This is a genomic window from Olleya sediminilitoris (assembly GCF_016785945.1).
GTDB classification, from domain to species: Bacteria; Bacteroidota; Bacteroidia; order Flavobacteriales; family Flavobacteriaceae; genus Olleya; species Olleya sediminilitoris.
The window spans coordinates 190,386-214,576 of the sequence record NZ_JAEMEF010000002.1 but is presented as its reverse complement, the minus strand read 5'-3'; the positions used below and the strand labels follow the sequence as shown (position 1 = coordinate 214,576).

Annotated in this window: 22 protein-coding genes; 3 read left to right on the top strand and 19 right to left on the bottom strand. The window is 31.0% G+C overall.

The annotated features are described in order from the left end of the window. Positions 1 to 64 precede the first annotated feature (64 nt). From JAO71_RS03360 to JAO71_RS03330, 7 genes are all read right to left on the bottom strand, one after another. Entirely contained in the window at positions 65 to 601 is a 537-nt protein-coding gene (locus JAO71_RS03360; protein ID WP_116822879.1) for a hypothetical protein, read from the bottom strand. A 64-nt stretch (positions 602 to 665) separates the two neighbouring features. Further along, complete coding sequence (locus JAO71_RS03355; RefSeq protein WP_028290869.1) at positions 666 to 1,901, bottom strand: DUF6638 family protein; 1,236 nt, start codon at positions 1,899 to 1,901, stop codon at positions 666 to 668. A 5-nt stretch (positions 1,902 to 1,906) separates the two neighbouring features. Then, positions 1,907 to 2,536 carry a hypothetical protein gene (locus tag JAO71_RS03350; protein ID WP_028290870.1) on the bottom strand — a complete coding sequence of 210 codons (630 nt, stop codon included), beginning with the start codon at positions 2,534 to 2,536 and terminating at the stop codon, positions 1,907 to 1,909. Between the two features lie 9 nt (positions 2,537 to 2,545). Next, complete coding sequence (locus tag JAO71_RS03345; RefSeq protein ID WP_202998849.1) at positions 2,546 to 3,136, bottom strand: NUDIX domain-containing protein; 591 nt, start codon at positions 3,134 to 3,136, stop codon at positions 2,546 to 2,548. A gap of 36 nt (positions 3,137 to 3,172) precedes the next feature. Beyond that, positions 3,173 to 5,128 (bottom strand): AAA family ATPase, encoded by a 1,956-nt coding sequence (locus JAO71_RS03340; protein WP_202998847.1) that lies wholly within the window; start codon positions 5,126 to 5,128, stop codon positions 3,173 to 3,175. A gap of 63 nt (positions 5,129 to 5,191) precedes the next feature. Next, the gene (locus JAO71_RS03335) at positions 5,192 to 6,247 is read right to left on the bottom strand and encodes a hypothetical protein (protein WP_202998836.1); all 1,056 of its coding nucleotides are present in this window, start codon (positions 6,245 to 6,247) and stop codon (positions 5,192 to 5,194) included. A gap of 186 nt (positions 6,248 to 6,433) precedes the next feature. Further along, positions 6,434 to 7,771 carry a coiled-coil domain-containing protein gene (locus JAO71_RS03330; protein ID WP_202998834.1) on the bottom strand — a complete coding sequence of 446 codons (1,338 nt, stop codon included), beginning with the start codon at positions 7,769 to 7,771 and terminating at the stop codon, positions 6,434 to 6,436. Between the two features lie 168 nt (positions 7,772 to 7,939). Between JAO71_RS03330 and JAO71_RS03325 the strand changes: the two genes are divergently transcribed. Continuing rightward, a complete protein-coding gene (locus JAO71_RS03325) occupies positions 7,940 to 8,722 on the top strand; it encodes an MBL fold metallo-hydrolase (RefSeq protein WP_202998832.1) in 783 nt (260 codons plus the stop codon). A 105-nt stretch (positions 8,723 to 8,827) separates the two neighbouring features. On the opposite strand, the gene ettA is transcribed toward JAO71_RS03325, so the two are convergent. The 5 genes from ettA to JAO71_RS03300 all read right to left on the bottom strand — a co-directional run bounded on the left by ettA (position 8,828) and on the right by JAO71_RS03300 (position 12,527). Then, the gene (ettA, locus tag JAO71_RS03320) at positions 8,828 to 10,519 is read right to left on the bottom strand and encodes an energy-dependent translational throttle protein EttA (RefSeq protein WP_028290876.1); all 1,692 of its coding nucleotides are present in this window, start codon (positions 10,517 to 10,519) and stop codon (positions 8,828 to 8,830) included. 28 nt (positions 10,520 to 10,547) lie between these two features. Beyond that, the gene (locus JAO71_RS03315) at positions 10,548 to 10,730 is read right to left on the bottom strand and encodes a CAL67264 family membrane protein (RefSeq protein ID WP_028290877.1); all 183 of its coding nucleotides are present in this window, start codon (positions 10,728 to 10,730) and stop codon (positions 10,548 to 10,550) included. A 97-nt stretch (positions 10,731 to 10,827) separates the two neighbouring features. Then, on the bottom strand, positions 10,828 to 11,544 hold the full coding sequence (locus JAO71_RS03310) for a pirin family protein (RefSeq protein WP_116822884.1): 717 nt from the start codon (positions 11,542 to 11,544) through the stop codon (positions 10,828 to 10,830). Between the two features lies 1 nt (position 11,545). Continuing rightward, a complete protein-coding gene (locus JAO71_RS03305) occupies positions 11,546 to 11,986 on the bottom strand; it encodes a MarR family winged helix-turn-helix transcriptional regulator (RefSeq protein WP_202998830.1) in 441 nt (146 codons plus the stop codon). Positions 11,987 to 11,993: 7 nt separating this feature from the next. Next, a complete protein-coding gene (locus JAO71_RS03300; protein WP_202998828.1) occupies positions 11,994 to 12,527 on the bottom strand; it encodes an NADPH-dependent FMN reductase in 534 nt (177 codons plus the stop codon). Positions 12,528 to 12,680: 153 nt separating this feature from the next. On the opposite strand from JAO71_RS03300, the gene JAO71_RS03295 reads away from it, so the two are divergent. Next, entirely contained in the window at positions 12,681 to 14,309 is a 1,629-nt protein-coding gene (locus JAO71_RS03295; RefSeq protein ID WP_202998826.1) for an acyl-CoA carboxylase subunit beta, read from the top strand. Between the two features lie 5 nt (positions 14,310 to 14,314). After that, on the top strand, positions 14,315 to 16,303 hold the full coding sequence (locus tag JAO71_RS03290; protein ID WP_202998824.1) for a DUF3352 domain-containing protein: 1,989 nt from the start codon (positions 14,315 to 14,317) through the stop codon (positions 16,301 to 16,303). A 78-nt stretch (positions 16,304 to 16,381) separates the two neighbouring features. On the opposite strand, the gene JAO71_RS03285 is transcribed toward JAO71_RS03290, so the two are convergent. The 7 genes from JAO71_RS03285 to JAO71_RS03255 form a co-directional block, all read right to left on the bottom strand. Next, complete coding sequence (locus tag JAO71_RS03285; RefSeq protein ID WP_202998822.1) at positions 16,382 to 18,484, bottom strand: VWA domain-containing protein; 2,103 nt, start codon at positions 18,482 to 18,484, stop codon at positions 16,382 to 16,384. Positions 18,485 to 18,575: 91 nt separating this feature from the next. Further along, complete coding sequence (locus JAO71_RS03280) at positions 18,576 to 19,634, bottom strand: AMP-binding protein (RefSeq protein WP_202998820.1); 1,059 nt, start codon at positions 19,632 to 19,634, stop codon at positions 18,576 to 18,578. Positions 19,635 to 19,637: 3 nt separating this feature from the next. After that, the gene (locus tag JAO71_RS03275) at positions 19,638 to 20,594 is read right to left on the bottom strand and encodes a CPBP family intramembrane glutamic endopeptidase (protein WP_028290885.1); all 957 of its coding nucleotides are present in this window, start codon (positions 20,592 to 20,594) and stop codon (positions 19,638 to 19,640) included. Between the two features lie 3 nt (positions 20,595 to 20,597). Beyond that, positions 20,598 to 21,632, bottom strand: a complete 1,035-nt coding sequence (locus JAO71_RS03270) for an o-succinylbenzoate synthase (protein ID WP_202998818.1) — start codon at positions 21,630 to 21,632, stop codon at positions 20,598 to 20,600. A 15-nt stretch (positions 21,633 to 21,647) separates the two neighbouring features. Next, positions 21,648 to 22,325 (bottom strand): metal-dependent hydrolase, encoded by a 678-nt coding sequence (locus JAO71_RS03265; RefSeq protein ID WP_202998809.1) that lies wholly within the window; start codon positions 22,323 to 22,325, stop codon positions 21,648 to 21,650. 14 nt (positions 22,326 to 22,339) lie between these two features. Next, complete coding sequence (gene menA / locus JAO71_RS03260) at positions 22,340 to 23,242, bottom strand: 1,4-dihydroxy-2-naphthoate octaprenyltransferase (RefSeq protein WP_202998807.1); 903 nt, start codon at positions 23,240 to 23,242, stop codon at positions 22,340 to 22,342. A gap of 3 nt (positions 23,243 to 23,245) precedes the next feature. After that, the gene (locus JAO71_RS03255; RefSeq protein ID WP_028290889.1) at positions 23,246 to 24,085 is read right to left on the bottom strand and encodes a 1,4-dihydroxy-2-naphthoyl-CoA synthase; all 840 of its coding nucleotides are present in this window, start codon (positions 24,083 to 24,085) and stop codon (positions 23,246 to 23,248) included. Between the last annotated feature and the right edge of the window lie 106 nt (positions 24,086 to 24,191).

The window sequence follows — 24,191 nt, the reverse complement described above, 5'->3', positions numbered from 1 at the left end:
AGTATTTTCAGCTTTAAGCTGAAAACTTGCATTTAGATCGTGATGGTTTTGATTAATAATCAAATTACATTAATCCTTTGTCTTTTAAACGCTCTCTTGCGCTTTTTTCTGGTGCTTTTGGTGTCTCTTTAATTTCTTTTTTAGCTTCCTGTACAACTTTTGTGTCTTGAGTTTTAAGGTCTTCTAAAAATTCTTTTCCTTTATTTAAGCCATCTTTAACAACGTCTTCAAGACTATCTGTTTGTTCTTCTAAAACTTCTCCAGATTTAATAACAAAATTAGCAACATACGTACCAATTAAGGTTCCAAAAATAGCTGATGCTAAAGAGGAAATACCATAATAACTACCAAAAATAGCTATTGGTGTTAAAAACTGAATGATTAAAGCTAGAACTAAAAATAAAATAGCTACCGTTAAAACTCTTGGCAAAACATCTTGTTTATAAATAAAACCTTTCGTGTCAGTAGATTTCATTTGCAATGCTTTGCTATTAAAAATTTTATTAAAAGTACGATATAACTTATTACTTTTAGACTCTGTCCAATACAAGAAAATCCCAAAAAGGATTGCTCCAAAAAATATAATAATTTCTAAACCCATAGTTTTATTTTTGATTAGTAATAATAGCTACTTATATAGCCTCTACTAAATTAGTCTATAATTTTTAAATATTGTTACTAATAGTTTCAATCACCCAGTCTTTAAATGAGTCATCCCATGTATTATATTGTCTATAAAACTCTTCTTTATCATACCAATATAAAAACAATACATCTCTAGGTGATACATTTATTAAAAGCTTCCAAATTAGATCTTGATGCCTTGCTGTTAAAGAACTATGCGGAATATGCAATGCGTTAAATAAATTAGCATCTACCACGTCTGCTATTTTATATTGGTTACTTACTTCTAGTTTGTCCAAATACAGTTCGACACCCATAACACGTTTACGCGTTGTAATATCCAGTTTATTTAAATAACTTTTAAATAACACAGGATCACTTAAAATATCACGTAATGGATGCTGTGTATCTTTTAAAGCCATTGCAAATTCCATTTTTTTAATGCGCTGATAACGGTCTGTATTTAGGGCTTCTTCCAAATCATGCTCAATAATAACATGATCGCGTAACTTATCCATTAATTCGGGTTGTTGAATATGAAATATAGTTACGTCTTGTATGGTATCTTTTATGGCTTCTTTGTACCATTTTTTATCTTCAAAAACTGCAATTGGTGTTATAAAATCTCTTAACATATAAACACCTCCAAATGCTTTGGTGTAAAATGAGTCTGTTTGATATTGAAGACTATGTAAGCTTAAATCACGACCACGTAAATCACCATATTTTTTAGCCGAAGCTAAAATTTTAGCATGTAATTCTTCATCAATAAAATTATTACCATGTCTAAAAGTATCTATTAACTGTTGTTGTTCTTTTTGTATTTTATCTAGGTTATTAACTAAATGAAATTTAATATAAACCTTGTTATATTTTAAAACATCAAGAGGCTCGTAAAACGCATCAATATCTTGATCAAAATCAATACATATAGCTGAATCCCTGGTTATGTCATTTATTTTTTGACCATGTACTTGAAACACTTGTTTCATCATTTCTCTGTCAAAACTATGAAATGGTGAGTACACAGGTTTACCTTTTTGTAATGGTGAAATAATTATAGCGTGTGGATTAGCCTCTCCATTATTTAAATACATTGTTGACCCTTTTTCTTCAGCTATTTCTGGGCTATAACCAATACCATCAATTGAAAACTTTGTTAGTTTGGTTGGTGAGAATCCTAACTTTTGAAGACATTGATTATAACGGTCTACCAGTTTACCACTAATAGGGATAAGTTCGCTTCTGTAAAGATTTGCTAGTTTAAGTTTTTGCATTACACCTAATTATTTTCTTTCTTCAATTTTTTAATCATTTTTATATTACCTTCAATAGGTGCTATAATTACTTCTTTATCATCTTTAAGAACATAAAATACATACAAACTATTTTTACCTAGCATTTTAATATCTTGAGTTAAACCATTATCAAAGGTTAATTTATGACTTATATTATAATCGTTAGTTTCTACTCGTTTGTTGGTTTTATAACCACTACCTATACCTAATCCTATAAAAACTGAAAAGACATAAAAAGCAATCATGGTTATAACAGCGTCTTTAGCATTTATTTTAGCTTGTGCTTTTTCTAGCTTAATTTTATTTTTTCCTGATTGATATTTAGTCTTTTTGCTTAACCATTTATAATATTTAGGTGTAATTTTAACCATTACATAAGCCATAATTATACTAAACACAACTGCCAGTCCTAAAATTAAATTTCCTGTCATTACAGCTATGGGACTAATTAACACATCTAAAACGGACGAATATTCTAAAATATTAATCCCTAAAAACTTATAATAAATAGTCTCATATACAACACCTAAAATTAACAAAAACAAATAACCAATTGACAAATAATCTTGTAATCCAAATTGTGATAATTTACTACCAGTTGTTTTATTGCTCATAAGTTTATACTAGCTATTAATAAATATGTTATTTATCTGTGCATACTGCAACAAACAAATGGTTTTTATATCTTTAATTTCGCCTGTATTTATCATATTTACTGCAGATTCAAAAGACATTTCTAAAACCTCGATATCTTCAGTTTCATTGACTGCTCCACCTCCTTCATTAATTTTCATATCACCTGTGTATTCTGCAATAAAATAATGTAAAATTTCTGTTACAGCTCCAGGTGCAGAATACGCTTCCATTACTTTTTCTACGTGTTCAATTTTATAACCTGTTTCTTCTTTTACTTCTTTTTTAATACAATCCTCAGGTAAATCATTATCCAAAAGTCCAGCACAAGCTTCTATTAAAAAACCATCTTCATTACCGTTAACAAAAGTGGGTATACGAAACTGTTTGGTTAACACTACTGTTTTTTTTGTTTTATTAAACAATAAAATAACAGCTCCATCACCTTTATCATAACATTCTCTAACAACCTCTGTCCATTGACCATTACTTTGTAAATAATCATAAGTTAACTTGTTTAAAGTATACCAATGGTCAGAAAGTAAATTGATTTTAAGATTTTTAATTCGGTTGTTATTCATATATAAAACTTGACTTTAATGTATTAAAACTTAAAACTATGCACCAAACTGCTCTCTAGCTTTAGTCTCAATATTTAATTGGTTTATTCTAGCATCTACTTTACGTTTAAAATCAGTGTCTGCAATGGTGGCTACATTATCTAAATAACGCACTACTTCTTGTCTTCTAATTTCAGAAAAGTTTAATCCTTTCATGTTAGACTTCATTAACTCTTGTAACATGTTAAATTTAGTTTGGTAATCTTTTTTGAAATATGTTTCTGGATTATCAAACCAGCTTTGTTCTAAATCAAAATCTGTTAATCGTAATGATACTGCACTTTGTATGTTACGAACATCACGAGAAGAGAAAAACGGAAATATTTTTTGAATCTCTTTATATAAAGTTGCGTAAAATAAATGATCTGTAGCTTTATGTTGTTTTTCGGCTTTGTCATACGCTTCTAACACACGTAACTCTGTAGGTTTTTCAGATACTTTTAAGATTTCTCCCATATTAGTTGCTAAACCTTGATCTTGTAAATATTTATAATCTGCAGGACCTTGCATATTAACAAAGTCTGGCATAGTCTTATCTAACTTACTCCACCATAAATGATCTTGGTCTAAAAAATCATGCTCTGTTCTTGCTCCATCAATTTTAAAACGACCTTGAACACGAGAAATAACTGCTTTATCTAACATTTCTGGAAGGTTAGTAAATAAACCAATCGAGCTATTACCGTAATTTACCGCATAAGCACCTTCTGTATATCTTAAAAATACACCAATAACTTCCTTTACACCTGCAGACACACCTTGAGCTGTACGCTCTTGTAGATTGTTTTCAGCATCATCAATAGGTGCAAAAATTAATTTTGTAGGATCTTGCATTGGTTTCATCCAATCTACCATTTTCTCAGCAGATCCACCTTGAAAAGTACTAATTAAAGTGTCAGGCATTGGGTGAAATAAAAACGGTATATCCAAATTATCACAATGCTCTTTTAAACGTGTTGCTATTGCAGCAATTAACATACTTTTTCCTGTACCAGGAATACCGTAACCCATAAAAACTGGCATAAATCCACCAAGCTCTTGAAAAGGATTTTTCTTTGCTTCAAAATCATAGCTTAACATACGCTCTGTTAAACGTCTAGAAAAGTGTTTTGCATCTCTGTTACCAACAATTTGTTCAAATTTAATTTTATTAAATTCAATACTTTTTGCTGTGCCTTGAAATGTGTTTTCCCAACCAGAAATAGCAAAATCGCTATTTTCTAATTTATAAGTTCTATCAACAATTGTTTCTGTAAAATCTAGGCTACTTTTACGTAAGTTAATCTCGTCTATTAAAGCTTCAAAAAACACTACTGTAAAATCAGCAACATCTTTATCTGACTTAACAATATCAGGATGTGCTAAATATTTATCATAATAAAACAACGCACAAGATATAGCTTTTAATGGTGATAGTAATGACAATTCTGGTATACCTGCAAATTTTTGCTTCATTACACTTAAATCGTCTGAAGCATGAGGTTTTAATAAATGTAAAATTTTATACGCTGAAGCAAATAACATAAAAGCACTTGCGGTTTGCATTTTACTTTCATATTCACGTTTACCATCAGTATCAAATGTCGATTTACGCTCGCTTAAACTAGATAAACCTGAGGCATCATAATAACTATCTTTAATCCAAATCCCTAAGGTTAAACCTTCTTGAACAGCATATAATGTTTGATTTAAAAGAATTGGTATGGCTACCGAATCTGGTAATAATCGTTTTTTTAATGCTAAAATGGTTTTAGAAACCGAAGTTATTGACGTTGAAGACCCATTATTGGCTTTAGATAAGTACAATAAAATAGACTCGTCTTTTGCTTCTTTATCTTTGTTTTTAGCACGTCCACCTTGCTCCCAACTTATACTTTTTAAATATGATGAAGCTTCGTCACGTAAAACGTCTAATTCTGATTTTTTTATAGGGAAAGTTGAATTGTGTTCCATGTTTTGGGTTTTCTGTTAACAGTTAATAATTTTAATACTAAAAACTTAAACTGTTTAGTCTATTTATTTGATTTTTAAATCTGAAACTTGAAAAGGTGGTTTTGCCAACTTATTCATAATTTCTGGGTTTTTGTTGTATAATAATTGAATAATACGATGTGGTGCAAACACGAAACCTTCTTTGATTGGTGTACTCCAATTTTGAAGAATTTGTTTTTTAAAATATCCACCTTCTTTAAATTCGCCTCCTGTATATACTTCGTGTATTTTTAAGGATAAAGCGTAAGCTTCTAACGGAATTTCTTTTTTACTAATAGCGTCTAGTATGGTATGTGTTAAATCATTATCATCTTTAGCAAATACATTATGAAAAGCACCTACATCTATACGCTTAAAATATTTTGGATATACATTTTTTAAACGTTTATCAATACCATAAGCCATGGTATCCATATTCATTTTACGATCTGCTACTGCTTTTAGTGTCTCATAGATGTCATCTTTTTCTTTAAGTGGATCATTACCATCATAATCAAAATACATAAAGCAGATAAATGGTCTGTTTAATGAGACGTCATAAAAACTCCAGCTAGTCATAAATTTGGCTTCGCTATTTTCTGGTGCTTTTATTATTTTTCCTTGTACAAAACGGTTAAAAATATATTGCTGCTCTACTGAAGTATAATAAACTATTGATGCTGCTTGGTATAATTTATCGCGTTTTACGGGTTGTTTTTTACGAAGTAATTGATCTAAAAATTCGTCTTGAAGTTCTGATACGTCTTTAAGTTTGTTTAAATAATTATCTCGTAATGACAAGTCGTTAAAAAGGTATCTAAATTCTAGATAATTAGGAAAACCTGAGTCAGTAACATCCACCTTCATGTTATCTTCTTCATCATACATGTACTTGACACGCATGGCTTCTATAGAATATAATAACAGATCACAATATTGCTTAAAAAACACAACTTCTTGTGGTGTGCATAACCCGTTTTGTTGTACGCCAACTATTAATTCTTTTAGTGCAAAATCTACTTTTTTATGATAAAAAACATATTGCTCTTTACTGTCTAGTATTGCAGAATCTAATGGTGTGACAATGTGGTTTATACTCATTTTATTTTTTGATAATAATTGTAATTATTGACTAAAACTAAGGTTTAAATAGTCTGAGTAAGTCTTTGAGTAAGCGCGTTAAGGATTGTAGTGGCATCCTTTTGCTTTTTTTTTGCAAAAGATATAACGTAAAGCCTGACCTACTTTAGCTAGTTAAAAGCTAAAGTAGGAAACGCTATAATAATTTTAAGATAACAAATCGTCGTTTGATGCTTCTGGTTTTGGTGCTCCTGCTGGTGCATCGTCTCCTGAAGGTGCATTGTCAGAGTTGTAATATTCTTCAAAAATCTCTTTCATGTCAATACCATAACGGTCTGCAAAATTCTTTTGGATATCTACATCTTTAGCTCTGATTTCCTGTAACGCTTCTGCATAACTACGGTATACACCTTGCATAACTTTTTCGTGTACTGGAATGTTGTCCATCATCTCTTGACGTGCTTTTGCACTTGCGGTATGCATTGATGCTAAGGTCTCTCCAATATGCTCATCTGTTTTAACTCCTAAATGCTCTAAAATAGCAGCAAACTCTTGATCTGTACGTGCTTTTAATGCCACTACATAACCGTCGTAATATTTAAGACGCTCTTCTGTATCTGACTTTAATTTTGCACGATGTGTTTGTAGATTACTACGTAATGATGTTAATACTTTTATTGTTAAATTATGCTTGTGCACAAAGCTATCTTTTGATGCTGCTAGTGTTGTGTAAGCATTTTTAAGTCCTTCTAACTCTTCTACTTCTTGCTCTAGTTTTGTTACTTTTGATAATGCTTCAGAGTATTCTGTAGATTGTTTATCTGCAACTTCTTCTAAGGCTTGACGTGCTTGCTTTAGTAAAGCGTATTGTGTTTCTAGTTTAGTTTCTGTCTCTGCTTTTTTCTCTAAGGCTTTGGTATGGTTTTTAGAGGCTTCTACTATTGCTACTTGTAGCTTATCTTCTACTTCTTTGATTTCTACCTCACGGTTTTTAAGACGTGTTACTGCTGCTTGAGATTTGTATGACAGTTCACTTAATAAGGTTTGGATATCTGCACTTTCTATACGCTCTTGGAACATAGCTTTTGCTTTGTTGTCTGCTCCTGCTCTTACTTTTTCGGCAGTTTCTACAGCTTTTTCGGCAGCTTTAATTTTGCTTTTGCGTCCCCAAAGGTTATTCCACCAAGTGTCTGGTTTGTTTTGTGCATCTTCTAATTCTATTTTAGAACGTTCTAATGCTTTTTGAGCATCGTCAATGACTTTTTGTTCTGTCTCGTTTAAAGATGAAAAACGTTCAAAAAGAATACCAACCTCGTCTTGGTAATCTGTTAAATCTTTAATAGCATCTAAAAGTGTAGTACGATCTTTTTCTGCCATTCCGACAACGTCATCTAATGTCGCATTCAAGATTTTTTGACGACTTTCTGGATCGTCCTCTTGTGCTAGTTTAGATTTCATGGTATCAATTGCTTTTCCCCAATTGACATCTACTTTTTCGGTTTTTTCATTAGAGTTTGTTTCTAATAAATCAAAATCATCAGACATATATATTTTAGTTTTTAAGGTTGGATAAATTTATTGAAAGCAATTTCGTTAAAAAATATTAGTTGTGAAAATATTTGTTGCTCATATTATCAGTATTATTTGTTATAAAATTGTTACAAATTATTTAAAAGAAAAAAAAGTAAGTACCTTTAAAACAAAACTTTTAAAATGAAAAAAATCACGCTAACCTTAATAGCAACAACCTTAATATTAATTAGTTGTAAAAAAGAAACAAAAACTAATGTTGCTGAATTAACTGAAACTAAAACTGAAATTCCTGTTGAAAATACTTTAAAAATCACACCTATAAGCCATGCTACTATGGTTTTAAACTATGGTAAAGAAACAATTTATGTGGATCCAACAGGTGGAAAAGCTGCTTTTGAAGGACAAAAATCACCAACTTTAGTATTAATTACAGATATACATGGTGACCATTTAAATCTAGAAACTTTAAAAGCTTTAGATTTAAGCAATGCTATGGTTGTTGCACCTCAAGCTGTTGTTGATAAATTTACTGAAGATTTTAAACCAAATTACAGTGTTTTAGCTAATGATGATGTAACCATGATTAACAGTGTTACCATACAAGCTATACCTATGTATAATTTACGTGAAGAAGCTTTAAAATTTCACTCTAAAGGTCGTGGTAATGGTTATATATTAACGATTAATAAAGAACGTATTTACATCTCTGGTGATACTGAAGATATACCAGAAATGAGACAACTGACTAGTATAGACAAAGCTTTTGTATGTATGAATTTACCTTACACCATGACTGTTGACAGTGCTGCAAGTGCTGTATTAGATTTTAAACCTAAACAAGTCTATCCTTATCATTACAGAGGTACTGAAGGACTAAGTGATGTAGACAAATTTAAAACTATAGTAAATGAAGCGAATCCTGATATTGAAGTGGTGCAGTTAGATTGGTATCCTGAGAAATAGTGAATATAAAATGATTTCAATAAAATTATAAATCAGATTGATTACCATATATAAATAAAAAAGCCTGCAAATTGCAGGCTTTTTTATTTATATAAACTAGTAAACTTATCTTACTAGCTTTTTATATTTAATACGCTTTGGCATTAAGTCTCCACCCAAACGTTTCTTCTTATTTTCTTCGTACTCACTAAATCCTCCTTCAAAGAAATAGACTTGAGAGTCGCCTTCAAATGCTAAGATGTGTGTACAAATTCTATCTAAAAACCATCTGTCGTGACTAATTACTACTGCACAACCAGCAAAGTTTTCTAAACCTTCTTCTAGAGCACGTAATGTATTAACATCTAAATCATTGGTAGGCTCATCTAATAATAAAACGTTTCCTTCTTCTTTTAGCGTCATTGCTAAATGTAATCGGTTACGCTCTCCACCAGATAATAACTTTACTTTTTTGTTTTGTTCGCTTCCTGAAAAGTTAAAACGACTTAGGTAAGCTCTTGAATTAACTTCTTTTCCTCCCATTAAAACCAACTCTTGCTCATCACTAAAATTTTGCCAAATAGATTTTTCTGGATCAATATTAGAGTGAGCTTGATCAACGTAAGACACTTTTGCGGTCTCACCAGTTTTAAACTCACCTTTATCAGGAGTTTCTTCTCCCATGATCATTCTGAAGATTGTTGTCTTACCTGCACCATTAGGTCCAATAACACCAACAATACCTGCTTGAGGCAAATTAAAGTTTAAGTCTTCATAAAGTAACTTATCATCAAACGCTTTACTTACTCCAACCGCTTCAATTACATTAGTACCTAAACGTGGACCATTAGGTATATAAATTTCTAATTTTTCGTCTAATTGCTTTTGGTCTTGACTCATTAATTTGTCATAATTTTTCAAACGTGCTTTTTGCTTTGTTTGACGACCTTTTGCACCTTGTTTAACCCATTCTAGCTCTCGCTCTAATGTTTTTTGACGCTTAGACGCTGTTTTACTTTCTTGAGCCATACGCTTAGATTTTTGGTCTAACCAAGAAGAATAATTACCCTTCCAAGGTATACCTTCACCTCTATCTAACTCTAAAATCCATCCAGCTACATTATCCAAAAAGTATCTATCGTGAGTCACTGCTATTACAGTTCCTTTATATTGTGCTAAATGATGCTCTAACCAATGTACAGATTCTGCATCCAAGTGGTTGGTTGGCTCATCTAACAATAATACATCTGGTTCTTGTAAAAGTAATCTACATAAAGCTACACGACGTCTTTCTCCTCCAGAAAGTACACCAATTTTTTTATCACCATCTGGAGTACGTAATGCATCCATAGCAATTTCTAATTTGGTATCTAACTCCCAAGCACCAGAAGCATCAATTTGATCCTGTAATTCTGCTTGACGGTTCATTAGTTTTTCCATCTTGTCTGCATCGCTGTAGACTTCTTCTAAACCAAATTGATCGTTAATCTTATTATATTCATCTAAAATAGCAACGGTTTCTGCAGCACCTTCACGGACTACTTCCATTACTGTTTTATCATCGTCTAATTGTGGTTCTTGCTCTAAGTATCCAACAGAATATCCAGGAGAAAACACTACATCACCTTGATAATTTTTATCTACTCCTGCAATTATTTTTAATAAGGTAGATTTACCAGAACCGTTAAGACCTAAGATTCCGATTTTAGCTCCATAAAAAAAGCTTAAATAAATGTTTTTAAGTACAGGTGTTTGTGCACTTTGAAATGTCTTGGTCAAACCAGACATTGAGAAAATTACTTTTTTATCGTCTGACATTTTTTAAATGTTTTAATTTAAATATTAATTAAACGCGTCCTTTTAATGCATAAAAAACCCATGCTATAGCAAAAAAACCTACGCCTACTGCTGCAAAACCCCAACCTGCTACATCATCATATCTAAAAGCACCAAGTGCTATTAATGCTAATCCTACTATTATCATTATTGTGGTAGCCCAAGCTAACACAGTATTTTTATTCATTGCCATAATCTGTTTTTAGTAAAATGTGAATTACAAATATCGATTATTTAACACAAAAAGCATCCTAAATAGGATGCTTTTTTAATTTATGGGTTGCACAATACTAAGACATAGGTACTTCTATAAATAGTAACTGACTGTTTAAATTTGTTATTACATTAAAACTTTTTGTATTTGAAACACCAATAGCATCTCTTGTTTTTAAAGTTTTCTCATTAATTTCAACCTCGCCAGAAATAACCATAACATATGTACCATGTTTAAGCGTTTTAGTGTTATAAGTAAATTTTTGTTCTTGATTTAAATCTATCCTAGATAGCTTAGCGTCTTGATGAATTTTTAAACCTTGGTCATTAGTGTCTATTGAGGTTACTAGGGTTTGTAATTGACCTTGCCTATCTTCAGCTTTAAAAAACTGTTGATCATATCTAGGTTCTACATTTCTTTTATTTGGAATGATCCATATTTGAAACAAACTCAGATATTCATCTGTATTAGCATTCATTTCAGAATGTAATAAACCACTTCCAGCACTCATCACTTGTACTTCTCCTGCTTTAATTGTTTCCCACTGGTTTCCCATGGAGTCTTTATGCTTTAAAGTACCTTTTAACGGGATAGTTATAATTTCCATATTATCATGAGGATGTGTACTAAAACCCATACTTGGTGCTATAACATCATCATTCAATACACGTAATGCTCCAAATTGTATTTTTTCGGCATCAAAAAAATTAGCAAAACTAAAACTGTGATTGGCTTGTAACCATCCATGGTTAGCGAATCCTCTGTCTGAGGCTTTATGTAAAACGGTTTTCATATTATCTCATTTTATCTAATAAATCACTTAACTGTCCTGCTTCATCTTCGGTTAAGTTATCTAACAAATTATGTAATGGATTATTTGGTTGAATTTTATTTAATAAATCTAAACCATGTTCAGTAATTTCAATTAAAACCACACGTCTATCTTCAGGATAAGCAATACGTTTGATTAAATTTTTATCACACATTTTATCGGTTAAACGTGTTAAGTTTGGAGCACGTTCTACCATACGCTCTTTAATAGTCTGAACTTTTATAGGTTTTCTCGCTCCTCTTAAAATCCTTAGTATATTATATTGTTGTGGTGAAAGACCAAAAGGTTTAAAAAAATCGTTTTGCAAACTAGTAATGTGATTAGCTGTATATAATACATTAAGCAACGCCTTTACTTTGTTGTTTTCAAATTTAGACTTTATGTCTTCTGCAAAGTTTCCCATTATATAATTACAGGTGTTTAACTAAAGTCTCAACTTCTTCCTTTAAACGATTATTAAGTTCTGGATTAATCACTTTTTCATCTTTAAAATTATCGTTAAAAGATGGTAAACTAAACTTAGCTACAATATTGGCATTATGCCTAGGAAATCTATCTTCAGCAATTTCAAACACAGACTGACCAGCTCTTGCTCCTGGAGAAGTACTCATTAATAACATAGGTTTTGCCTGAAACATATTAGCATCTACACGCGACAACCAATCCATTAAATTTTTGAAAGCTGTAGTATATGCTCCATTATGCTCGGCCAATGAGATAATTAATCCATCAGCATTACTTAAAAGCTTGTAAAACTTTAAAGCATCTTCAGGAAAACCATTTTCGGTCTCTAAATCTACTCCGTACATAGGAAGTTTATAGTCGTTTAAATCTAAAACATTTACATCTGCGTCTTTAATTAAACTTGAAGCATAGGTTGCAAGTTGTTTATTTATTGAAGTTTTACTGTTACTTCCTGCAAAAGCAATAATTTTTTTAGTCATAATTGTTATTTTATTTCAAAAATAAAACAAATAATAATATATTCCAAGGAAACTATTTACAATGACTTCTATTTTAAGAAATTATTAACCTAAATAAAAAAACCTGTTTTAAAAGGCATTTAGTTTTTGTAAATTCGTAACAAATTATAATCTATGGATATCAACTTCAATAAAAACGAAGATCATAATAAATTACTAGTCTCTGACCTTAAAAATAAATTAGTCAAAGTTAAATTAGGAGGTGGAGAAAAACGTATAAAAAAGCACCATGCAAAAGGTAAAATGACTGCCAGAGAGCGTGTTAACTACCTTTTAGATTCTAAAAAGAAAAGCATTGAGATAGGTGCTTTTGCAGGGGAAGACATGTATGCTGAACATGGTGGATGTCCATCAGGTGGTGTGGTAGTAAAAATGGGTTATATACAAGGTAAACAATGTATTGTTGTTGCTAATGATGCTACTGTAAAGGCAGGAGCTTGGTTTCCTATAACAGGAAAGAAAAACTTACGTGCACAAGAAATTGCAATTGAAAATAAATTACCAATTATCTACTTAGTAGATTCTGCTGGAGTCTACTTACCTATGCAAGACGAAATTTTTCCAGACAAAGAACATTTTGGTCGTATTTTTAGAAACAATGCGGTTATGAGTAGTATGGGAATAACACAAATCTCTGCAATAATGGGAAGCTGTGTTGCTGGTGGAGCCTATTTACCTATTATGAGTGATGAAGCTATTATTGTAGATAAAACAGCAAGTATTTTTCTTGCAGGAAGCTATCTTGTAAAAGCTGCAATTGGAGAAAGTATAGATAACGAAACTTTAGGAGGAGCAACAACACACTGTGAAATTAGTGGTGTAACAGATTACAAAGCTACTGACGATAAAGATGCCTTAGACAAAATTAAACGTATCGTTGATAAAATTGGCGATTATGATAAAGCTGGTTTTAACCGAAACGAACCAAAAAAACCTAAAGAAAACCCTGAGGATATCTACGGAATTTTACCTAGATCTAGAGCTGATCAATATGATATGAAAGAAATTATCAAACGATTAGTTGATAACTCTGAGTTTGATGAATATAAAGAAGACTACGGAAAATCTATAATTACAGCATATGCCAGAATAGATGGTTGGGCTGTGGGAATTATAGCTAACCAACGTACTTTAGTTAAAACTAAAAAAGGCGAAATGCAATTTGGAGGTGTTATTTATAATGACAGTGCAGATAAATCGACTAGATTTATAGCTAATTGTAACCAGAAAAAAATCCCCTTAGTATTCCTTCAAGATGTTACTGGGTTTATGGTTGGTAGCAAAAGTGAGCATTCAGGAATTATAAAAGATGGTGCCAAAATGGTAAACGCAGTTAGTAATAGTGTGGTGCCTAAATTTACTATTGTATTAGGTAACAGTTATGGCGCAGGAAATTATGCAATGTGTGGTAAAGCATACGATCCAAGACTTATTGCTGCTTGGCCAAGTGCTGAATTAGCAGTTATGAGTGGTAATAGTGCTGCAAAAGTGTTATTACAAATTGAAACCGCTTCACTTAAAAAGAAAGGTGAAACCATTACAAAAGAAAAAGAAGACGAATTATTTAACAAAATTAAAGCCAGATATGACAATCAAGTGTCACCATATTATGCAGCAGCTAGAATTTGGACAGATGCAGTTATTGATCCTTTAGATACTAGAACTTGGATAAGTATGGGTATTGAGGCAGCAAACCATGCTCCTATTGAAAAGCAGTTTAACATGGGAGTTTTACAGGTATAGTTAGCATGAAAAAACGTACAATAATTTCGATTTTACTTACCCTAATTGTAGGTTATGGTTTGTATCAATTATATGTGTTTTATTTTGATAATAATGACAACATACAGTCAATATATTTAGTTCCTAAAGATGCTGTTTATATAATAGAAAGTCAAGAACCTGTTGACAATTGGGACGCTGTAAGTAAAAGTGATATCTGGAAACATTTAAACACTAACAGTTACTTTAATACTCTAGCAAAAAACTTAAACAAGCTAGACACAATTTTTAAACAAAAACAAGGTATTTTTAACCGTATTGGTAATCGTGAGGTTTTAATCTCTGCTCATGTTTATGCGCCAAAAAAATACAGTTTTTTATATGTCGTAGACTTACAAAAAATAGCTAAACTAAACCTAGTAAAAAACAACCTTAACAGCTTAATAAATAGCAGTTACAAAGTCAGTAAACGTAAATATCATGAACATGAAATCACTGAAGTTTATGATACTAAAAGCAGAGAGACACTTTACATTAGTTTTATAAAAAATCAAATGATTGTGTCTTACGTCCATACGCTTGTGGAAGCCTCTATAGATCAATATGCTGAACCTGAAATAGGACGAAATTTAAATTTTATTGAAGTTAAAAAACAAGTTGGACATGACGATATGTTTAGGTTGTATTTTCAGTACGACTATTTGGATGAATACATAAAAGTATTCTCAAATAAACCTGGTTACACCACCGAAACTTTAAGCAAAAGTTTAGAGTTTAGTGGTTTTAGTTTTGATTTAGATGATAATACCATAATAGCCAATGGTATAACCAACACTAACGATCAAGCATCATCATACTTGAAAGCGCTTCAAAAATCTGGAAAAGGTAAACGCACAATAGTTAAAGTGGCTCCAAAAGAAACTGCACTTTACTTAAGCTTTGGGTTTAGCAGTTTTGAAGAGTTTTATGAAAACTTTGAGAGCATTCAAAAACAAAGTCCTGAGCAATTTAAACGTTATTTAGATGGTACAGAACAGATTGAAAACTTTCTAAAAATAAATCTTAAAGAGCATTTTATGAGTTGGATTGATGATGAGATTGCTTTACTTCAATTACATTCTAATGTCTCAGAATCTTCTAAAGATGTTGCTTTGGTTTTAAAAACAAACGATGTTGATGATGCTAAAGAAAACCTAGATTTTATTTTAGAACAAATCAGGAAACGTTCACCTGTAAAATTTAAAACTATTAATTATAAAGGATACGATATCAATTTTTTATCCATTAAAGGCTTTTTTAAAATACTATTAGGTAATTTATTTTCTGAAATTGAAAAACCTTATTTTACAATTATTGAAGATTATGTAGTATTTAGTAACGAGCCAAATACACTTAAAAGCATAATTAACTCTTACTCCAACAAACAAACTCTTGATACTTTTGATGCATTTGATGATTTTAGTGATAATTTTGATAGACGCTCTAGTATATTTGCTTACATAAACACACCAAGTGTTTATAATAATGCATATAATTTTGTTGATTATGCTACCAAAAAACAATTAAAATCTAACAAGGATTATTTTATATGCTTTCCTTTAATTGGTGTACAATTAACACCCGAAAAAAACTTTTTTGAAAGCAAAATAGTAATTGATTATGAAGCACCAGAAGATGTAAAAGCAAAATACATTTTTAATGATAGTGTAATAACTACAGCTAAAAACAATACAAACCCAGAAGTAAATAGCGATACCATTGATAAAAATACTGTATTTAATATTAATGAAATTTATCCAACAGATTTAACAGCTAATCAATTTGTAAAGAAACACAATAATGGTAAAACTAAATTTATTGTAGAACTTAAAGATGGCTTAAAACATGGAAAATATCAAGAGTTTTATCCTAATGGAGCTCTAAAAATATCTGGAAAATACAAAAAAGATAAACAATCGGGTACTTGGCGTGTTTACGACTTAAAAGAAAATATAGTCTTTAAAAAACGTTTTTAATATCTATTTTAAACAAAAAAAAAGGAATGCGTTTAGCATTCCTTTTTAAGTTTAAATAATAAACAACCACTAAACCTACTACTTAAACGCTTTAACCAATCTAATAAACTCAGCTCTGTAACCAGATTGATCGTTCCCTCTACCCTTTTCAGCTAAAGCTATGACGTCTTTAATAGTTGAGTCATTATAAAACTGAGAGTGTCGCAATTGCATACCAAATAATGCTACAGCACTTGCAAAGTTCATGTCTGGGCTAGCAATACTTGTTTCGTTTTTTTGCATATGCACCATTTCTATACTTGTATCTTGATCTGGTTTTTTATATCTAAATTTCACAGTAAATAATTCATCTTTATAATTAGTATTTACTTCAGTTGTGTTTGTATATTTTAAATCAATTTGATCTTTAATATAATGACTTTCTACTCCAACAGGTATCACTTCATATAAAGCTGTAACAGTATGACCAGCACCTAATTCTCCAGCATCAATTGCATCATTAACAAAGTCTTCGTTAGCCAATAATCTGTTTTCATAACCAATTAATCGATAAGCCTGAACAAGATTAGGGTTAAATTCAACTTGAATTTTAACATCTTTAGCTATTGTAAACAAAGTACCACCAAATTCTGTTTCAAAAATACGTCGTGCTTCCTGCATTGTATCTATGTAGGCATGGTTACCGTTTCCTTTATCTGCTAATATTTCTAGCTTATCATCTTTATAGTTTCCGTAGCCAAAACCTAATACAGATAAAAACACACCAGATTCTCTTTTTTGTACAATCAATTTTTCCATTGCATCATTAGTTGATGCACCAACATTAAAATCACCATCAGTTGCTAGAATCACTCTATTATTTCCTTTTTTAGAAAAATTCTCTTGTGCTAATTTATAAGCCAACTCTATACCTTCTCCTCCTGCTGTTGATCCTCCAGCACTTAAATTATTTAGTGCCTCAATAATTTTTTCTTTATTTTTTCCTGAGGTTGGTTTTAAAACTACTCCTGCTGCTCCTGCATAAACAACTATAGCAACTTTATCTTTATCTCTTAATTGATTGACTAATAACTTAAAAGCATTTTTTAATAATGGTAATTTGTTTTGGTTATTCATTGAGCCTGACACATCTATCAAAAACGTAAGGTTAGCTGCTGGCAACTCTTTGTTTTCATAAGTTTTACCTTGTAAACCAATTCTAACCAATTGTGTTTGTTTATTCCATGGTGTATTAACCACTTCAGTATTTATTGAAAAAGGATGCTTGTCATTAGGTTGTGGATAATCATAATTAAAATAATTAACCATCTCTTCAATTTTTACAGCGTTAGAAGGTATTGCTTGTCCATTATTAAGCATACGTCTAATGTTACTGTATCCTGCTTTATCTACGTCTATTGAGAATGTTGACAATGGGTTTGCATTGGCTAACTTAAATTTATTTTCATGTATTTTAGTGTAAGATTCATTTTCAATTTTATTAATATTAGGAAACTGATAATTACTACGTTTAGTCTTTATTAAAATTACGCCATTAGCACCTTGACTACCATATAATGCTTGTCCAGCATACTTTTTTACAACTTGTATTTCTTCAACTTTTTTAGATTTAATTTGATCTACTTTTGACTTTGAAACTATTTTACCATCTACCACATATAAAGGTGTATTATTACCTGACACAGAAGTATAACCTCTAATAACTATATTAGAATTGTTATTTGATTTGGTTTTTGAATCTGCTATTTTAACACCAGACACTCGTCCTGCTAATTGATTAGAATAACTCTTAGTCACTGACAAAGATTCTGCACTAATCTTACTAACGCTGTTACTAAAAGTCTTTTTTTGCTTTCTAATTGCATAAGCTGTAACCACTACTTCATCCAAACTATTGTCTGGTTGCAATGTCACATTGATTGTATTTGATGATCCTACAGTAATATCTTGACTTGAATAACCAACATAACTGAAGACTAGTACGTCTCCAACATTTACTTGTAAGCTATAATACCCATCAAAATTAGAATTTACTCCAATAGTGCTACCTTTTATAATCACGTTGGCTGATGGAAGTGGTGAACCGTTTTCATCACTTATTGTTCCTGAAATTGTTTTTTGTTGTGCTTGTACTTGCATCATCATAAATAATGCAACTAGTAAGTTTAATCCTGTTTTCATAATGGTTGTTTTTTGTTTAAAACAAACCTATAACCATCCTTAGAATTTTAAAACCAATAATGAGTGAAGTATCATTTTGGGTTAGGGAACTTTACTTTTTAAGCAACTGCATTGTTTTTAGCCTATTAACTTTACCTGAGGAAGTTTCCGCGAAAGCGTTAATAGCTAATATAACTTTAGGCGTTTGTATGTTTGATAAATCTGTAAAAGTGTTTGGATTAACTTGGTTATCTTTTGCTTCTAGTACCAAAACTGGGACTTCTCCAAAAGTATCATCTTTTTGAGCTGTTATAAAAAAACGACCTTTAATTTTAGACTGAAGTTTTGCTTCTATTTGCTCTGGAAACAGCTTTACTCCTCCTGAATTTATAACATTATCTATGCGACCTAACCATTCAAATGTAGTGTTACTGTACAATTTTACAACGTCATTAGTAATAATTTGATTAGCTGTTAATTGTGGAGCATCAATAACTAAACACTCTTTTTTGTTTTGGCTAATTGCAATACCTGGAAGCGTGGTGAAAATATTAGTTGTGGTATTATTTATTTGCTTAACAGCAATATGCGTAATAGTTTCGGTCATTCCGTAGGTCTCAAAAACCTGAGTTTTTAATCCTGAAAATTGTTGTTTTAATGCTTTAGATACTTGAGCTCCTCCAACAATTAGCGTTTTAATAGCATCTAATTGATCTGAAGATTTTTCTGCTTGCGCAGGAATCATTGCACAAAAATCATAATGCTTATTCTGATTAATTTTAGGTGTTGTTGTTGGCTGTACGTTGTCTATTTCTAAGCCTAAAATTAAAGCGCGAACTAACATCATTTTTCCTGCAATATAACTTGCTGGCAAGCATAATAATGCTGTGTTTCCTGGTTTTAAATTAAAATAATCTCCTGTAGCAATAGCCGAATTAACCATAGCTTGCTTACTTAATGTAATGCTTTTAGGTTGACCTGTTGATCCTGAAGTATTGACTGATAAAAACTCGTTATCATCTAACCAATCTAATAAAAATACACCAATTTCTTGTTCAAAAGTTTCACCTTCCTTAATATAACTATAAGCAACTTCTTTTAAGCTATCAAAAGAAAAGTAGTTTCCGTTTAGCTTAAACCTATTATGAATTTTATTAAAGGTAGGTGTCATAACTTAATCTAAAATTGTGTAGTCGTTTTCTACTGGTTCTTCAATTTTTCCAAATAATTTATCTTTCCAATTAGTCCATTTATAAACCTTAGCAAAAATGAATAACAAAATAGGAAATACCACAAAAACAGGTATAATAATGTCTCCAAATCCTGCTCCAGGCTCTGCAACATCTTTTAAAACAGAGTGAGTTTGTAAAACAGTCCAATCACTAGTTAACAATAAAGCTCCAAATAAATTATTAGCTGCATGAAACCCTAAAGCCAACTCCATACCTTCGTCCATTAAAGTTAAAATACCTAAAAACAATCCTGTACCAATATAATAGACCATAACACCATAACCTAGTTTTGCAACCTCAGGATTAAAGACGTGCATTCCTCCAAAAATAACTGACGTCATTAATAACGGAAACCATCTGTTTTTTGCTAATAAACCAAATCCCTGCATTAGATAACCTCTAAAAATATATTCTTCTAAACTGGTTTGAATTGGTATTAAAAGTATAGCTATTACCAATAAAATTAAAAAACGTTCTAGCTCGAAATTCCATACATAATTTTCTGGCGAAGCAAAGTAATCAATAATAATCATTCCAGAACTTATTAAACCCCAAAACAAAAACGCAAACATAACACGCTTCCAGTCTACCTTTAATCTAGCTGTAGTTACAGACAACATGGTTTGTTTATGTAAATATTTAACAACAATTATTAAGCCTAAAAAACCAAAAGCGAAGGACAACAATAGTAAAAACAAATTTAAATTTGGCTCTAATATTGTCATTAAGCGCTGCTCATCTACAGCATAAACAGAACCACCTTCAGCAACATGTTTCATAATAGCTGCAATGGTAAAAGGCACTTGTCCGATTAAAGCAAATATTGCAATAATTAAAGACCCAATTAAGTAGCGCCAAAATTCGTGCTTAACTTTAAATGCCTGTTTTATAAAATCCATAGTTTAAAATTTAAAATCCCAATTTGTATTAATAATGTACTGCAATGTACCGTTTTTAACCTGTAAAGGCGAATTAATATTATTTGTAAATAAGCTACCAGTACCCAAACCTTGAGGTAATTTACTGTGTTTAGTATATGTATATTGTGCAATAGCATTTAAGCCAACATTACTTTCTAAAGCACTAGTAATCCACCAACCAATATTTTGTTGTTCTGCTAAATTAATCCAAGTATCACTACCTTTAAAACCACCAATAAAACTAGGTTTTAATATTATATATTGTGGATTAATAGCTTGCAATAAGGTTTCTTTTTTACTATCATCAAACACACCAATTAACTCTTCATCTAAAGCTATTGGTAAAGGCGTTTGTTGACATAAATTAGCCATAGCTTCAAATTGACCAGCTTTGATAGGCTGCTCTATAGAGTGTAAGTTATACTCTGAAAGTTGCTTCAGTTTTTCTAAAGCTTCATTTGGATTAAAAGCACCATTAGCATCGACACGTAATTCAATATCGCTTTCGCTGAAATTTTGCCTTATACCTTTTAAAATATCAAGTTCCGTTTGAAAATCTATAGCACCAATTTTAAGTTTTATACAACTAAATCCAGACGCAATTTTGTCTTTTATTTGAGCTGTCATAAAATCTTGATTACCCATCCAAATCAAACCGTTTATATCTATTGAAGCTTTACCATTAGTAAACTGTGAAGGATATAAAATAAATGGATCTTGACTTTTTAGGCTATTAAAAGCCATCTCTAGACCAATTTGAATACTTGGATACTCATGGTTTTTGGTATATAAAACCTCTAAACCTAAATTAATATTTTGACAGGTATAATGTAATTGCGCTTCGTAATCTGGTGTATCATCTGCACTTAAACCTCTTAAAATTCCGCATTCTCCAATACCTTGTTTACCATCTTTTTCAATTATAACAAACCAAGTTTCTTTAGTTTTTAAAACGCCTCTTGACGTTCCGCTTGGTGTTTTGAAGTTTAAAATATGTTTGTGGTAAGTTGCTTTCATTAAAATAATTAAATTTTATAAATCTATACTTTCACCAATTTCTAAAAGCATTAAGTCTTTATTTTTATCAAAAAACTTACGTTTAGCCACTTCATGATCAATTTCGATGTAACCAAATGTATCAAAATGATATCCTAAAACTTTATCACAATTTACAAAATCACTAGCAAGAATAGCATCATCAATTCCCATTGTAAAATTGTCTCCTATTGGTAAAATAGCCAAATCTAATTTGGTTTGCATAGGTATTAATTTCATATCAAAAGTCAAAGCAGTATCACCAGCTATATAAATATTTTTATGTTCGCCTTCTAAAACAAATCCACCAGGTTGTCCACCATAACTTCCATCAGGAAAAGAAGATGTATGTACAGCATTAACATATTTTAAGCTACCAAAATCAAAATCCCAAGTTCCACCAAAATTCATAGGATGACCTTCAAATCCTAAATTTTGAAAATGTGCAACAATTTCAAAATTAGATACAATCACAGCATTTGTTTGTTTTGCAATAGCCTCAACATCTAAAATATGGTCTTGATGTGCATGTGTTAGTAAAATGTAATCTGCTTTTATTGTGTTAATATCTATATGACTGGCTTTTGGATTAGCTGTTATGTATGGATCTACCAAAAGATGTGTATCCTCTATTTGAATTCCTAAACTTGCATGACCGTAAAAAGTGATTTTCATTTTAAAAATGGGTTTTATAATAATTGTCCTATACCTATTAAAATACTTAACAAAACTGTGGTTAGTGCTAATTTTTTTAATTCTGGGTCAAAATCTTTAAGATTTGTAACAGCGTTTACCTTTTTTAAATGTAATAATAAAGGTAAATAAGCAATAAAATAGATTAAATTAAATGGTGTTTTATAATAAATAAGTCCAAATACAACAGTTAAAATAATAGCTGTAATTATCAAAACATAATGATATTGTTTTGCCTTAACAGCGCCTAACTTAACCGCTAATGTAATTTTATTAGAGGTTTTATCAGACACAATATCACGCATATTATTTAAATTAAGCACTGCTGTACTTAATAAGCCAATACTAATGGCTGGTAGCAATGTTATTACATCTACGTGTTTAGCATACAACATATATGAACCTATCACACTAATTAAACCAAAAAACACGAATACAAAAATATCTCCTTTCCCTTTATATCCATAAGCGTTGTCTCCAACAGTATATTTTATAGCTGCATAGATAGAAAAACCAGCAATTATTAAAAATAGTATTCCTAATAAAACACTGTCTGCGCCAAAAGACACATATATTAGTATAATGGTCAAAATAATACTAACTATTACATTAAACCTTATGGCATTATACATTTGTTTTTGTGTAATTGCTCCAGATTGTAAAGCACGTGTTGGTCCTATCCTATCGTCATTATCTGTACCTTTAACTCCATCACCATAATCGTTAGCAAGATTTGATAAAATCTGAAAACTTAAAGTTGTTAGTATTGCAAATACAAATATTGTGATATCAAAAAAACCATTAAGTTTGGCTAAACAAGATCCTAAAATAATACCAGAAATTGATAATGGTAATGTACGCAAACGCATTGCTGACAACCATTTTTTAGTATTATTCATAGACTATGGTATCCATTGTTTTGGAAAGTTAGGTTTACGTTTTTCTAGAAACGCATCTCTACCTTCTTTAGCTTCATCTGTCATATAGGCTAAACGTGTTGCTTCTCCTGCAAAAACTTGCTGACCAACCATACCATCATCTGTTAAATTCATTGCAAATTTCAACATTTTAATTGACGTTGGCGATTTTTCTAAAATCTCTTGAGCCCATTGATAAGCAGTACTTTCAAGCTCATCATGAGGTATAACAGCATTAACCATTCCCATTTCATAAGCTTCTTGAGCAGAATAATTTCTTCCTAAAAAGAAAATTTCTCTAGCTTTTTTCTGACCAACCATTTTAGCTAGATAAGCAGATCCATATCCACCATCAAAACTAGTTACATCTGCATCTGTTTGCTTAAAAATAGCGTGTTCTTTACTAGCTAATGTTAAATCACAAACGACATGTAAGCTATGTCCTCCACCAACAGCCCAACCAGGTACAACTGCAATAACTGCTTTAGGCATAAAACGTATTAAACGCTGAACTTCAAGTATATTAAGTCTGTGGTAACCATCCTCTCCTACATAACCTTGATGACCTCTTGCTTTTTGATCTCCTCCTGAACAAAAACTATAAACACCATCTTTAGTAGATGGACCTTCGGCTGATAATAAAACAACACCAATTGACGTATCCTCACCTGCATCATAAAATGCGTCATATAGCTCTTTAGTAGTTTTTGGTCTAAATGCATTTCTAACATTTGGTCTGTTAAATGCTATACGTGCTACACCATTGCATTTAGAATAGGTTATATCTTCATAATCCTTGGCTTTTTGCCATTTTATTTCACTCATATTATTATCTAATTTTTAAAGTATAAAAATACGGAATTATTAGTTTTTAACTAACAATAATTAACTTTCAATATATAGAATGATTTAAAATTTTAATTATATAATA